Here is a 12781-nt window from a genome sequence, read left to right as displayed (position 1 = left end):
CGTACGTCCTGCGGGTTGGATCGGTGAGCGCGTATTGTACGCAGTCGGAGCGCGCGCTCGAAACGTGGTGCTCACGCGTGCCCCAAGCGCAGGTCGTCGCGAATCAAGCTGGCCAACTTCTGAACGAGCGGGACAAACGACGATTCGGAGGTGTTGCCGTAGCCGAGCACGAGCCCGGTATCTTCGGGCAGCGGGCACGAAGCGAAGCGCGATAGCGGCATCGGCGCCATCTCCAACGCGCGCGCAGCCTGAGCGATGCGAACGTCGCTGCAATCGGCGGGTAGCTTGATCGTCAAGTGCATGCCGCTGTTGCCGCCGGCGACAACGTGCGGGACGTCGAGGTAGCGCTTCAAAGCCGCGCGCAACGCGTCCTGCCGCCGCTTGTACAAGCGGCGCATCCGCCCCAGGTGACGGCTGAATTGCCCGCTTTCGATGAATTCGGCCAAGGCGAGCTGTTCGAAGCGATGACCGCCGCGTAGCGATTCCTTCAGCAACGGCCCGGCTTGCGCGGCCAGGGTTTCGGGCAACACGAGGAATCCGAGGCGCAGCGAAGGAAAGAGCGTCTTGCTGAACGTGCCGACATAAAGAACCGGTGCGTTCGGCACGAGGCCTTGCATGGCGCCGACGAGTTCGCCCGCATGGCGGTACTCGCTGTCGTAGTCGTCCTCTACGATCCAGGCGCCGTATCGCTGTGCCTGGCCGATCAGATCGAGCCGGCGCGCGGCCGTGAGTACGGCCCCGGTCGGATATTGATGCGACGGCGAGACGTAGACGAGCCGTGGCGTGTGTGCAGCCCATGCCTCGTCGGGAATCCGCAAGCCCTGTTCGTCGACGCGCATCGGAACGATGTCGAGGTCGCCGCAGAGCATGGCAGTACGCGCGCCTCGGTAGCCGGGGTCTTCGATCCAGGCTTTATCGCCGGGATTCGTCACGAGCCGAACACATAGCGAAAGGGCTTCTTGCGCCCCCTCGGTGATGACGATGCGATCGGGCTCGCAGCGTACGCCGCGGGCGACGGCGAGGTGCCGCATGATGGCTGCGCGCAACGCGGGTTCGCCCTGCGGGTCGCCGTACCAGAGGCCGGCCGTTCCGACGCGCCTAACGGCACGGTCGAGACAGTTTCGCCAAGCGCTCAAAGGGAACCGCGCGAGCGCGGGGACGCCCGGGCGAAACGGCAAGTCCTGGCCGGCATTGAGCAAACTGTCGCGTACGCGTGCGGCGCGCCGCGCGAGTTCGGGCGCCGCAGCCTGCCGGGCCTCCCGTCCGCGCGTTCGTTCGGCGGGGCGATCGAGCGTGCTGACACGCGTTCCTTGACGGCTCAGCGCAATATAACCCTCCGCACCCAGCAGTTCGTAGACGGCGGTGACGCTATTGCGCGAAATGCCGAGCGCTGTGGCGAGCGTGCGCGATCCAGGCAGCCGGCAACCCGACGGCAAGCGGCCATCCAAGATTGCGTCGCGGATGCGCTGATGCAGTTGCCGTTGCAAAGACGCGCCGCGCGTATCCCTGACAAGGGGCGTTTGGCGCAGCAGGTCCAGCACGGGGCCGGCGGATTCATCGAACGGTGGCATGCGAGCGGTCGACTCGGAAGCGGGCCACGGCCAATCGTGGCACCATGAAATAGGGAGTAGGTGGCTCTTTTGTGCGAGCCACGCCCCATTTTAGAGTGTTCGCACGACGACGCAACTTGGGAGCTTCCATGTCCATCTTCACGAACGAATACGGCCAACCCATCGGGGCGCCCGTCCCCGGTTGGTCGCCGCGCCCGGCGCCGAGCGCGGTGACGCTCGAAGGCCCGTATTGCCGCATCGAGCCGCTCGATGCGCAGCGGCATGCGCAAGATCTTTACGAGGCGTATCGCGCGGCACCCGACGGCCGAGACTGGACCTATCTTCCCGTGGAGCCGTTTGCCGAAATCGAGGACTTTCGCCGCCACGCCGAGTCCGCCGCGCGCAGTACCGATCCAAGGCATTACGCCGTTGTCGATCGCAAGACCGGAAAAGCGGTTGGCACGTTGGCATTGATGCGCATCGAGCCCAAGTCCGGCGTGATCGAAGTCGGCTTCGTGGCGTTTTCGCCGTTGCTCAAGCGCACCCCGCTATCCACCGAGGCGCAGTACTTGTTGATGGCGTACGTATTCGACGAACTCGGGTATCGGCGCTACGAATGGAAATGCGACAGCTTGAATGCGCCGTCGCGCAAGGCGGCGCAGCGGCTCGGCTTCCAATTCGAGGGCATTTTCCGGCAGGCCGTGGTTTATAAAGGCCGCAGCCGCGACACCGCTTGGTTCTCGATCCTGGATAGCGAGTGGCCGGCGCAAAAGCAAGCGTTCCAAGCGTGGCTGGCCGCGGACAACTTCGACGAGCAGGGCCGGCAGCGCCACTCGCTCGACGCGCTACGCCGGCGCGACCGCTGACCGCTACGCTTCGAGCCGGCCTAACGCATCGAGTTCGGCCAACGTCGCCTCGGATAGCTGCAATGCCTGCGCTTGCAAGTTTTCGCGCAAATGGCCGACCGACGATGTCCCCGGTATCAAGAGGATGTTCGGCGCTCGATGCAGCAGCCAGGCGAGCGCCATTTGCATCGGCGTGGCGCCGAGCGTGTCGGCGAGTGTTGAAAGTGCGGCCGACTGGATCGGCGAAAAGCCCCCGAGCGGAAAGTAAGGCACGTAGGCGATGCCTTGCGCCGCGAGTGCGTCGATGAGCGCGTCGTCGTGCCGGTGCATCAAGTTGTAGTGATTCTGCACGCACACGATCGGTGCGATTCGCTGCGCTTGCGCGACCTGGGCCGCTGTTGCGTTGCTTACGCCGATGTGCCTCACGAGCCCTTCCTGCTGGAGCGCCGCCAGCGTTTCCATCTGCTGTTCGATCGGGCCTTCCTTCGGCGCATGCGGGTCGAACATGAGCCGCAGATTCACGACGTCGAGCACGTCGAGACCCAGGTTGCGCAGGTTATCGTCCACGGCCCGGCGGATGTCGTCCGGCGCTTGTGCCGGCAGCCATGAAGCGTCGCTGCCGCGGACGGCGCCGACCTTCGTGACGATGACGAGCGAATCGGGGTAGGGATGCAGCGCTTCGCGAATGATCCGATTCGTGACGTGCGGCCCGTAGAAGTCGCTCGTGTCGATATGATCGACGCCCGCGGCGACTGCTGCGCGCAGCACGGCCAGCGCGGCATCGTGATCTTTCGGCGGGCCGAAAATGTTCGGACCCGACAGGCGCATGGCCCCGTAGCCGAGCCGGCGCACCGTATGTCCGGCGAAGGGGTAGGTTGAATGGATCGAGGTTGACGGCATAGCGCCTCCTTGTTCGGCGATGAGTGATCGACCTCGCCGAGTATGGAAGCGATTGCGCCGTTCGATAATCCGATCTAAGGTGCACGGGTTGTTCAAAATCATGAACAGTTTCCCTTCCCATGGATTTCAACGATCTTGCGGCGTTTGCCTCCGTCGCTCGCGCTGGCGGGTTTCGCGATGCGGCGCGGGCGAGCGGGGTATCGGCGTCGAGCCTGAGCATCGCGGTCAAGAGGCTGGAGGCGAAGCTCGGCTTGCGCTTGTTGCATCGAACCACGCGCAGCGTGGCGCCGACCGAGGCCGGCACGCATTTGCTTGGGCGCTTGATGCCGCTGTTCGGCGAGATGGAAGCCGCGCTCGATGTGCTGAACGCGTTCCGCGACACGCCCACCGGAACGCTGCGGCTGAACGTGCCGGCGAGCGCCGCGCGCACGATACTGCCCGGTATCGTGACGCCGTTCATCCAGGCCTATCCGGGCATTCAGGTGGAAGTGATTGTCGAGGATGGGTTCGTCGACGTCCTTGCCATGGGCTGCGATGCAGGGATTCGCTACGATGAGCGGCTCGAGCAGGACATGGTGGCGATTCCGATCGGCCCGCGCGTGCAGCGCATTGCCACGGCGGCGGCGCCGAGTTATCTCGAGGGGCGCGGAAGGCCCACTCATCCGCGCGACCTGCTTTCGCACGCGTGCTTGCGCGTCCAGTTCTCGAGCGGGGCGATGGCGACTTGGCAGTATCGGCGAGGCGAGGAGGCGTACCGGCTCGAGCCGCCGGGACCGCTCTTGGTCAAGCCTTCCTTGGCGCTCGATCTGGCCATTAGCGTCGCGCTGGGCGGCGCGGGTGTCGTCCACTTGTTCGAGGAGATGCTGCAGCCTTACTTCGACAGCGGCGAGTTGGAGCCGCTGCTCGAGGCGTGGTGGGTGCCGTTCACCGGCCCCTTTCTCTACTACCCCGGCCACCGGCATGTGCCCGCGCCACTGCGTGCGTTCATCGATTTCATCCGCGGACGGGAAGAGACGAAGCCCGGCGGCGCGGCCTAGGGAAAGCGACGGCCGCTTCGATTGCACCTATAGCGCATAAGGCACGCGTACCCCGGGCTCGTCGGCCGGGAAGTCCTTCGTATTGCGTGAAACGAGCAACAACGAATTGACGTCGGCGCACGCCCAGACGATCGCGTCCGGAAGCCGAATGCGCCGTTGCTCGCGGATTTCGACCGCTCGGCTCGCGATCTCGCCGTCCAGTTCGATGACCTCGAACGACGAAAGCCATGTGCGGATCGTCGGCTCCTCGCTTGCGGCCGTGCCGACGAGCACCTCCATCCACGTGATGACGCTGATCGCACGCTCCCGATAGCGCGCCAATTCCTGCTTGGCGGCCGCGACACCGTTCAGGTAGTCGATGAGGATGTTCGTGTCGAAGAGCGCTTTTACCATTCCGACCGAAGCTCCCGTTGATATTCGAGGCCGTCGACGTTTCTGTGCTTCCACAGGCCGAAAGCGTCGGCGCCGGCGGTGCGGTTGTGCGTGGCGATATAGGCGTCGATCGCGTCGCGAACGATGGCGGCGCGCGGGCGCCGCTGTGCTTCGACGAGTGCTGCAAGTTGGGAAATCTGCATTTCGGATAGGTCGACCAGGATTCGACTCATGGTTAGCACTCCTCACATGATATCCATATCATATATCAAAACAACCCAGCCAAACGATATAGGCGCGCAGCCCGTGGCGAAAAGGTTCAGCCGATAGTTTTTCTTTTGTTTCGCTCAAATAACCGTCGTTTGTGGCCAAGCGGCGGCGAGCGGATACTCCAGTGCCCATAGCGCCGGCATGCACCGAGGCCGAAGCAGGCTTCGGCCCACATGCAAGCGAAACTGTCGAGTGGCGGGCGTTACGCTCGCGCTCGTTCCTCGATCACAGAACGGCGGTACCAGGAGAATCCACCCATGAAGACGAGCGTCATTGGCCTCATTGCAGCGGCCGGGCTGGCCGCCATTACCTCAGCGGCGGTCGGCCGCACGGCCGACACACCGAAAGCCCGCACCCAAAAAATCGTCGATGCCGTCATCGAACCGCTGATGCGCAAAGACGGCATCCACGGTATGGCCGTTGGGATCGTCGAGCGCGGCAAGCCTTATGTGTTCGACTATGGCGTCGCATCGGCCGAAACGGGCCGGCCCGTCGACGACCGAACGTTGTTCGAACTGGGATCGATCAGCAAGACGCTCACGGCGACGCTCGTTTCCTACGCGAATACGAATGGCTATCTATCGTTGTCCGATCCGGCGAGCCGCTATCTGCCGGCGCTGAACGGCACGGCGTTCGGCGCGGTCGACCTGGTCGATCTCGGCACGCACACGCCGGGTGGGGTGCCGCTGCAGGTGCCCGACTCGATCGAGCGCGACGACGATCTGATCGCCTATTTGAAAGCTTGGCGCCCCGCGTACGCGGCAGGCACGTACCGCACCTACTCGAACCTCGGGATTGGCTTGCTGGGAATGATCGCGGCCAAGAGCATGAACGACGACTTCATTTCGTCGATGCAGCAGCGGCTCTTTCCCGCCCTCGGCATGGCGAGTACGTATATCGACGTCCCCGCCGCGCGCGAGCCCGATTACGCCCAAGGCTATACGAAGCAAGACACGCCGATTCGCTTGGGGCGGGGCATGTTGTGGGCACAGGCATACGGCCTCAAAACGACAGCCGGCGACATGCTTCGGTTCATCGAAGCGAACATGAATCTGGCCAAGGTGGACGACAAATGGCAGCGCGCCGTGACGCAGACGCACACGGGCTACTATCGCGTGGGCCCGATGACGCAGGATTTGATCTGGGAGCAATATGCGTATCCCGTCGCGCTGGATGCCTTGCTGCAAGGCAATTCGGCCGCGGTCATCCTGAACCCGACACCGGTATCGCGCATCGTGCCGCCGCAGGCGCCGAGCAAGGACGTGTGGATCGACAAGACCGGTTCGACTAACGGCTTCGGTGCCTACATTGCCTTCATTCCTAAGCGCCAAATGGGCATCGTCTTGCTGGCGAACAAGAACTTTCCGATCGACGAGCGTGTGCGTGCCGCGTATCGAATTTTGAGCGCCATTGCGTCGTCGCCCATTTCGTCGCCACGATAACGAGCAGGCGCGCAGATGAACCGCTATCATTGCTTCCCTCTTCACGGTTGCGCGCGTTGACGATGCCGTTCGCTCATGCGAAGCCCCGTCGCTGTACCAACCGATCGATTCAGATTCAGGCATGCATCGACAAATACAAGAAAACTTAGGGCTAGCAACGGATCTATTACTGCATGCCGAGATCGGCTCCGTGTCGCATGACGATCGATATGTCTTCATGCGCACGGCGCAGGCACCGGACTATTTTTCGGGGAATATGCTCGTATTGCCGGCGCGTCCATCGCAAGACGATCGTCAGCGGTTGGAGGCCGATTTCGCCCGCCTCGTCGGCAGCCCGCCGGCCTACGTCCACCGCCAGTTCGCCTGGCCCGAGGGCATGGGCCCGCTCGCCGATCTCGACGCGTACGTCGCCCACGGCTACGAGGCCGGCCTATTTAGTGTGCTCGTCGCCGAACGTAACGCAGTGCATTCGAACGCGATCAACGAAGCGATCGCGGTCAGGCTGCTCGATTCCGACCGCGATTGGGACGATTGGGCGCGCATGTCGCTGGCGAACATGCCGGATCCCGAGAGCGAAGTCTCGCTGCGCTGCGTCGATTTCCAGCGCTCGGCTTATCGCGGGCTGATCGAGCGGCAATGGGGCAATTGGTGGGGCGCCTTCATCGACGGCGAGATGGTCGGCAACTTGGGCCTGTTCTTTTTCGGGCGCATCGGACGTTTTCAATCGATCGTCACGCGCGAAGATCAGCGCAATAAGGGGGTTTGCCGAACGCTGCTGACCGAGGTCGTCAAGCGTGCGGCCGGTGCGCGGGACCGTCTCGTGATCGTGGCCGACGAAGCGTATCATGCGATCCGGCTCTACGAATCGCTCGGTTTCGTCCGGGAGGGCCGAATCGGTACCCTTTGCCAAGCGCCGAGCTAGCCACGCATGGGCGGCTCGTCTTTTGACGCTAACTTATGCATCGTTCGACCGTCGACGAGCCGCATCGCGCTCCGCCCCCCGTATCGCCCGAACCGCCGAGCGCGACAGTCCCGATCTCGCTTGTGAAGGCGTTTCTCGCGGGTGCTCAGGCGCGCCCGGAAACGATGGGCCGGTATTTGGAGGAGGCCGGCGTCGCGCCGGAGCTGCTGGCCGAGCCCGGCGCGCGCGTGACGGAGGAGCAATTTTCCACGCTCTATCAGGCGATCGCCATCGCGCTCGACGACGAAATGCCGGGCTTTTTCAGCCGGCCGCTGCGCAGCGGGACCTTGAAATTCCTATGCTTGAGCTTGCTCGATGCGCGCAACCTCGAAACGGCGCTGCATCGTTTCTGCCAGTTCTTTCACATCGTGCTCGACGATTTTCGTCTCGAGTCGCGGCGTAACGGCGCGCTCGCCCAGTTGACCCTGCGCCCCAATCCGGTCGCGCACGACATCGGCCCGCTGGGGCATGAGCTGATGCTCAAGCTGGTTCACGGCGTGTCCTCCTGGCTCATTGGTCAGAACATCTCGCTGCTTCGAGTGGAGCTTGCCTGCCCGCGTGCCGCGCATGCGCTCGATCACCGCTATTTCTTTTCGGGGCCGGTGCTGTTCGATCGCGATCGGACGCTCATGCACTTCAGCGCCGCTTACCTCGACCTGCCGATTCGGCAAAGCAAGCGCAACTTGCGCAAGTTTCTGGCACGCGCGCCCGGCGATTGGATCTTCGGTTCGTTCAGCGAGCAGTTGGTCAGCCACCGCGTCCGGCAATATCTGGCCGGCCAACTGCCCGACCTGCCGACGATCGAGCAGGCCGCCGCCCATCTGCACTGTTCCGTCCGTACCCTGTGCCGGCGTCTCGCGGGGGAAGAAACGACGTTCCAAGCCTTGAAGGACGAGCTTCGTCGCGATATTGCCATCCAGCGGTTGACCGAGACGGACGAAACGATCGCGAAGATCGCCGGCGACATCGGCTTCGACGATCCGAGTGCCTTTCATCGCGCCTTCCGCCATTGGACGGGCAGCACGCCCGGAACGTACCGCAGGCGCGCGTAGTCCGCCTCCGCGCTTGCCTGCCTATTTCGCGCTTCTGGCCAGATTTGTCAGTAGGTGGTCCGGTTTCGCCAGCACGCGCTGGCACTTTATCGTTACGATCTAGTCCAAACCATGCCGAAATGGCCGTATATGTCATGCCGCGGCCGGCTCGCTTCCTCTCACTCATTTGGACAGTGCGCTATGAGCTATACCGCCCCGATCAAGGACATGTTGTTCGTGCTGAAGGAGCTGGCCGGCCTCGACGAGGTGGCCCGTCTTCCCGGTTTCGAGGATGCCGGCATCGATACGGCGCAAGCGGTGCTCGAAGAGTCCGCCAAGCTGTGCGAGGAGGTGTTGGCGCCGCTCAATGTCGAAGGCGATCGGAATCCCAGCACGTGGAAGGACGGCGTCGTGACGGCCACCCCGGGTTTCAAGGAGGCGTTCCGCCAGTTCGTCGAAGGCGGCTGGCAAGGCGTGCAGCACCCGTCCGAATACGAGGGGCAGGGCCTGCCGAAGTCGATCGCCACACCGTGCATCGAAATGCTGAACGCGTCGAATCTGTCGTTCGCGCTGTGCCCGTTGCTGACGGACGGCGCGATCGAAGCGTTGCTCACGGCGGGTAGCGAACAGCAGAAACAGCGTTACGTGCCCAAACTCATCTCGGGCGAATGGACCGGCACGATGAACTTGACCGAGCCGCAAGCCGGTTCGGATCTGGCGCTCGTACGCACGCGCGCCGAGCCGCAAGGCGACGGCACCTATCGCGTGTTCGGCACGAAGATCTTCATCACGTGGGGCGAGCACGACATGGCCGAGAACATCGTCCATCTCGTGCTGGCGCGCACCCCCGATGCGCCCGAAGGCGTGAAGGGCATCTCGCTCTTTATCGTGCCGAAGTTCATGATCCGCGAGGATGGCACGCTCGGCGAACGCAACGACGTGCATTGCGTCTCGATCGAGCACAAGCTCGGGATCAAAGCCAGTCCGACGGCCGTGCTGCAATTCGGCGATCACGGCGGAGCGGTCGGCTATCTCATCGGCGAGGAAAATCGCGGCCTCGAATACATGTTCATCATGATGAACGCGGCGCGTTTCGCGGTGGGCATGCAAGGGGTTGCCGTGGCCGATCGCGCCTATCAGAAAGCGCTCGCCTATGCGAAGGAGCGCGTGCAGAGCCGCCCCGTCGACGGCTCGGCGAAACAGGCGGTGACGATCGCGCATCACCCCGATGTGCGTCGCATGCTGGGCACGATGCGGGCGCTCACGGAAGGCGCGCGCGCGCTCGGTTACGTGGCGGCCGCGCACAGCGATATCGCGCATCGTCATGCCGACGAGCAAGTGCGGGCCGAGCACCAGGCCATCTACGAATATTTGGTGCCGATCGTGAAGGGATGGAGCACGGAAATATCGCTCGACGTGACGAGTCTCGGCGTGCAAGTGCATGGCGGGATGGGCTTCATCGAGGAAACGGGCGCCGCGCAGTACTACCGCGACGCGCGTATCTTGCCGATCTACGAAGGCACGACGGCGATCCAAGCGAACGACTTGGTGGGGCGCAAGACGCTGCGCGACGGCGGCGCGGTGGCGCGTAGCCTGCTGCGCGAAATCGACAAGACCGTCGACGCGTTGAACGCGCAGCAAGACGGCGCGTTCCGGTCGATCGCGACGCAGCTGGAAGCCGGCCGGCGCGCATTGGGCGCCGTTGTCGAATTCGTCGTCGCGCAAGGCAAGCGCGATCCGAACGCCGTGTTCGCCGGCAGCGTCCCGTACCTGAAGCTGGCGGGCGTCGTCCTCGCGGGGTGGCAGATGGCGCGCGCGGCATTGGTCGCGCAAGACAAGCGTGCCGAGGACCCTTCCTTTTACGGTGCCAAGATTTTGACCGCGCAATGCTTTGCCGAGCATTTGCTGCCGCACGCTGCCGCGCTGCACACGTCGATCGTCACGGCGAAAAACGGCGAAGGTCTGCTGGCGCTCGATATCGAACAATTCTGAGCCCGAAGGATCATTGAGGAGAGCACCGATGAACAAGGAAGTGGTCGTGGTAGGCGGCGTGCGTACCGCCATCGGCAAATTCGGCGGCAGCCTGAAGGACGTCGCGCCGACCGAACTGGCGACGATCGTCGTGCGCGAGGTGCTGGCGCGCACGGGCGTCGAGCCGGAGCGGGTCGATCACGTCGTGTTCGGCAATGTGATCGCGACGGAGCCGAAAGACTTGTACCTGTCCCGCGTGGCGGCGATCGACGCGGGCATTCCGGAAACGACGCCCGCCTTCAACGTGAACCGCCTGTGCGGGTCCGGCTTGCAAGCGATCGTGTCCGCCGCGCAAACCATCATGCTCGGCGATGCCCAAGTAGCGATCGGCGGCGGGGCGGAAAACATGAGCCGCGCGCCGTACATCGCGAGCGACGTGCGTTTCGGTGCGCGCATGGGCGATGCTCGCATGGTCGATATGATGCTCGGCGCGCTGAACGATCCGTTTCACAAAGTGCCGATGGGGGTGACGGCGGAAAACGTCGCACGCAAGTTCGGCATCTCGCGCGAAGACCAAGATGCGCTCGCGCTGGAATCGCACCGGCGCGCCGAACGCGCGATCGCCGAAGGCCGGTTCGCCGGACAGATCGTGCCGGTACTGCGGCGCGTCAAGGGTAAGGAGGTGGCATTCGATACGGACGAGCACCTGCGGTTGAATGCCACCCTTGAGGATTTCTCGCAACTGAAGCCGGTGTTCGATCGCGAGAGCGGCACGGTGACGGCAGGCAACGCGTCGGGCATCAACGATGCGGCCGCGGCTGTCTTGCTGATGTCGCGCGAGGCGGCCGAGCAACGCGGCGTCAAGCCGTTGGCGCGTCTCGTTGCCTATGCGCACGCCGGCGTCGATCCGCTGCAGATGGGCATCGGCCCCGTCCCGGCGACGCGCAAGGCGTTGGAGCGCGCGGGCTTGTCCGTGGGCGACATCGATGTCGTCGAGGCCAATGAGGCATTCGCGGCGCAGGCTTGCGCGGTCACACGCGAACTCGGCTTCGATCCGGCGAAGGTCAATCCGAACGGATCGGGCATTTCGCTCGGGCATCCGATCGGCGCCACGGGCGCGCTGATCACGGTGAAGGCGATCCACGAATTGCGGCGCATCGGCGGCCGCTATGCGTTGGTGACGATGTGTATCGGCGGCGGACAGGGCATTGCCGCGATTTTCGAAAACATGCAGTGAGATCGAGTTCGTGCCGATGATCGACGAAGCGTTTTTCGTGTTGGCCGAGGGTGTGGCGAAGGCGGAAGCGCGCGAACTCGTGGCGGCTGGGCGCCTCGGTCGCAAGACGGGGCGCGGCGTGTACGAATACGCTTGAGCGGCCGTTGCTTCGTTTCAATCGTCCTGTGTCGCGATAGATACCGCCTCGCGCATCAGGGCGATGAACCGCAGCAGTCGCGACGGATAGTATTGGGCGTGCGGATAGAGCAGGTAGACGGGCAGCGCGTGCGCCTGCCACCTAGGCGCAAGCTGAATCAAACGGCCCGCGGCGAGATCGTCGGCCAGCAGCCAGGCCGAGCTTGCGCATGCCCCCATGCCGAGCAGCGCGGCGCTGCGCAGCGCATAGAGATTGTCGGTGCTCACGCGCGGCTGGATCGGGATGCGGCGCGTCTCGCCGGTCTCTTCGTGCGTGAGCGTCAGCTCGGTACGGTAATACGTTCGCAACGCCATCCACGGCAACGAGACCAGTTCGTCGGGCGCTTGCGGCACACGGCCGCCCTCGAGCAGCGAGGGCGAACTCACGACGATCCGCGGTACCTTCGACAGCCGAATCGCCACCACCGCCGGGTCGTTGGGTTCGCCCACTTGAATGGCACAATCGATTCCCTTGGCGATGAAATCGCGCACGTCGTCCTGCAACAACCACTCCACCTGCACGCGCGGATAGTCGTTCAAATACCGAACCAACGGTTCGACCAAACGCTGCTGGCCGAAGGCATGCGGCACCGCCACGCGCAATAGGCCCTCGGGTTCTTCTTGCGCGCCGCGCATGTCCGCCTCGAACGACGCCCAGCTCGCCAGCAATTCCTTGGCACGCTTAAAGCAGCGCTCGCCGTCCACGGTCAGCCGCATCGTATGCGTCGAGCGATGCAGCAGGCGCACGCCTAGCGAGCGTTCGAGCGCTTGCAAGCGGCGGCTTACGGTTGGCTGCGTGGTGTGCAGTTGGCCTGCTGCCGCCGAGAGATTGCCGGATTCGACTATACGTACGAACGTTTCCATGAGCTGAAAACGCTGGCTGGCGCCCTCCAACGAAAGCGCGGTGGCACGTTTGGTGCCGTGTGGGGCCGATGAATGGCGATTTTTCTCGGTCATACGTGCAGCGTATAGCAAATCTACGGCTCGCGGT

At 63.9% G+C, this 12781-nt stretch carries 12 protein-coding genes and 1 pseudogene; 8 read left to right on the top strand and 5 right to left on the bottom strand.

Going from position 1 to position 12781, the window contains the following annotated elements; genetic code table 11:
• Nucleotides 1-71: 71 nt before the first annotated feature.
• Complete coding sequence (gene pdxR / locus ACTHN9_RS26880) at nucleotides 72-1571, bottom strand: MocR-like pyridoxine biosynthesis transcription factor PdxR (protein WP_440539865.1); 1500 nt, start codon at nucleotides 1569-1571, stop codon at nucleotides 72-74.
• Between the two features lie 128 nt (nucleotides 1572-1699).
• Here pdxR and ACTHN9_RS26875 point away from each other — a divergent pair, with 128 nt between their 5' ends.
• On the top strand, nucleotides 1700-2416 hold the full coding sequence (locus ACTHN9_RS26875) for a GNAT family N-acetyltransferase (protein WP_440539864.1): 717 nt from the start codon (nucleotides 1700-1702) through the stop codon (nucleotides 2414-2416).
• Nucleotides 2417-2419: 3 nt separating this feature from the next.
• Here the strand turns inward: ACTHN9_RS26875 and ACTHN9_RS26870 are convergent, their stop codons facing one another.
• On the bottom strand, nucleotides 2420-3295 hold the full coding sequence (locus tag ACTHN9_RS26870; protein ID WP_440539863.1) for an oxidoreductase: 876 nt from the start codon (nucleotides 3293-3295) through the stop codon (nucleotides 2420-2422).
• Nucleotides 3296-3414: 119 nt separating this feature from the next.
• On the opposite strand from ACTHN9_RS26870, the gene ACTHN9_RS26865 reads away from it, so the two are divergent.
• Nucleotides 3415-4332, top strand: coding sequence for a LysR family transcriptional regulator (locus tag ACTHN9_RS26865; protein ID WP_440539862.1), 918 nt, complete (start codon nucleotides 3415-3417; stop codon nucleotides 4330-4332).
• 27 nt (nucleotides 4333-4359) lie between these two features.
• Here the strand turns inward: ACTHN9_RS26865 and ACTHN9_RS26860 are convergent, their stop codons facing one another.
• The gene (locus ACTHN9_RS26860; protein ID WP_440539861.1) at nucleotides 4360-4725 is read right to left on the bottom strand and encodes a type II toxin-antitoxin system VapC family toxin; all 366 of its coding nucleotides are present in this window, start codon (nucleotides 4723-4725) and stop codon (nucleotides 4360-4362) included.
• The gene (locus ACTHN9_RS26855) at nucleotides 4719-4937 is read right to left on the bottom strand and encodes a ribbon-helix-helix protein, CopG family (RefSeq protein WP_440539860.1); all 219 of its coding nucleotides are present in this window, start codon (nucleotides 4935-4937) and stop codon (nucleotides 4719-4721) included. Before ACTHN9_RS26855 ends, ACTHN9_RS26860 begins: the two co-directional genes overlap by 7 nt.
• 294 nt (nucleotides 4938-5231) lie before the next feature.
• Between ACTHN9_RS26855 and ampC the strand changes: the two genes are divergently transcribed.
• The 6 genes and pseudogenes from ampC to ACTHN9_RS26825 form a co-directional block, all read left to right on the top strand.
• Nucleotides 5232-6416 carry a class C beta-lactamase gene (gene ampC, locus ACTHN9_RS26850; protein ID WP_440539859.1) on the top strand — a complete coding sequence of 395 codons (1185 nt, stop codon included), beginning with the start codon at nucleotides 5232-5234 and terminating at the stop codon, nucleotides 6414-6416.
• A 121-nt stretch (nucleotides 6417-6537) separates the two neighbouring features.
• Complete coding sequence (locus ACTHN9_RS26845; protein ID WP_440539858.1) at nucleotides 6538-7338, top strand: GNAT family N-acetyltransferase; 801 nt, start codon at nucleotides 6538-6540, stop codon at nucleotides 7336-7338.
• A 35-nt stretch (nucleotides 7339-7373) separates the two neighbouring features.
• Nucleotides 7374-8429, top strand: a complete 1056-nt coding sequence (locus tag ACTHN9_RS26840; RefSeq protein WP_440539857.1) for an AraC family transcriptional regulator — start codon at nucleotides 7374-7376, stop codon at nucleotides 8427-8429.
• A gap of 180 nt (nucleotides 8430-8609) precedes the next feature.
• Nucleotides 8610-10400, top strand: a complete 1791-nt coding sequence (locus ACTHN9_RS26835) for an acyl-CoA dehydrogenase (protein ID WP_440539856.1) — start codon at nucleotides 8610-8612, stop codon at nucleotides 10398-10400.
• A 28-nt stretch (nucleotides 10401-10428) separates the two neighbouring features.
• Nucleotides 10429-11616 carry a beta-ketothiolase BktB gene (bktB, locus tag ACTHN9_RS26830; RefSeq protein ID WP_440539855.1) on the top strand — a complete coding sequence of 396 codons (1188 nt, stop codon included), beginning with the start codon at nucleotides 10429-10431 and terminating at the stop codon, nucleotides 11614-11616.
• 10 nt (nucleotides 11617-11626) lie between these two features.
• Nucleotides 11627-11752: pseudogene (locus tag ACTHN9_RS26825) on the top strand (3-hydroxybutyryl-CoA dehydrogenase); the annotation flags it as partial.
• A 17-nt stretch (nucleotides 11753-11769) separates the two neighbouring features.
• On the opposite strand, the gene ACTHN9_RS26820 reads toward ACTHN9_RS26825, so the two are convergent.
• Complete coding sequence (locus tag ACTHN9_RS26820; RefSeq protein WP_440539854.1) at nucleotides 11770-12747, bottom strand: LysR family transcriptional regulator; 978 nt, start codon at nucleotides 12745-12747, stop codon at nucleotides 11770-11772.
• Between the last annotated feature and the right edge of the window lie 34 nt (nucleotides 12748-12781).

The organism is Trinickia sp. (assembly GCF_051953405.1).
Taxonomy (GTDB): Bacteria; Pseudomonadota; Gammaproteobacteria; order Burkholderiales; family Burkholderiaceae; genus Trinickia.
Note: the sequence above shows the minus strand (reverse complement) of the source record. Positions and strands in the feature narration are given on the sequence as shown.

Coding starts and splice junctions, on each gene's coding strand:
- pdxR (WP_440539865.1), bottom strand. CDS start 1,571: ATGCCACCGTTCGATGAATCCGCCGGCCCCGTGCTGGACCTGCTGCGC.
- ACTHN9_RS26875 (WP_440539864.1), top strand. CDS start 1,700: ATGTCCATCTTCACGAACGAATACGGCCAACCCATCGGGGCGCCCGTC.
- ACTHN9_RS26870 (WP_440539863.1), bottom strand. CDS start 3,295: ATGCCGTCAACCTCGATCCATTCAACCTACCCCTTCGCCGGACATACG.
- ACTHN9_RS26865 (WP_440539862.1), top strand. CDS start 3,415: ATGGATTTCAACGATCTTGCGGCGTTTGCCTCCGTCGCTCGCGCTGGC.
- ACTHN9_RS26860 (WP_440539861.1), bottom strand. CDS start 4,725: ATGGTAAAAGCGCTCTTCGACACGAACATCCTCATCGACTACCTGAAC.
- ACTHN9_RS26855 (WP_440539860.1), bottom strand. CDS start 4,937: ATGAGTCGAATCCTGGTCGACCTATCCGAAATGCAGATTTCCCAACTT.
- ampC (WP_440539859.1), top strand. CDS start 5,232: ATGAAGACGAGCGTCATTGGCCTCATTGCAGCGGCCGGGCTGGCCGCC.
- ACTHN9_RS26845 (WP_440539858.1), top strand. CDS start 6,538: ATGCATCGACAAATACAAGAAAACTTAGGGCTAGCAACGGATCTATTA.
- ACTHN9_RS26840 (WP_440539857.1), top strand. CDS start 7,374: ATGCATCGTTCGACCGTCGACGAGCCGCATCGCGCTCCGCCCCCCGTA.
- ACTHN9_RS26835 (WP_440539856.1), top strand. CDS start 8,610: ATGAGCTATACCGCCCCGATCAAGGACATGTTGTTCGTGCTGAAGGAG.
- bktB (WP_440539855.1), top strand. CDS start 10,429: ATGAACAAGGAAGTGGTCGTGGTAGGCGGCGTGCGTACCGCCATCGGC.
- ACTHN9_RS26820 (WP_440539854.1), bottom strand. CDS start 12,747: ATGACCGAGAAAAATCGCCATTCATCGGCCCCACACGGCACCAAACGT.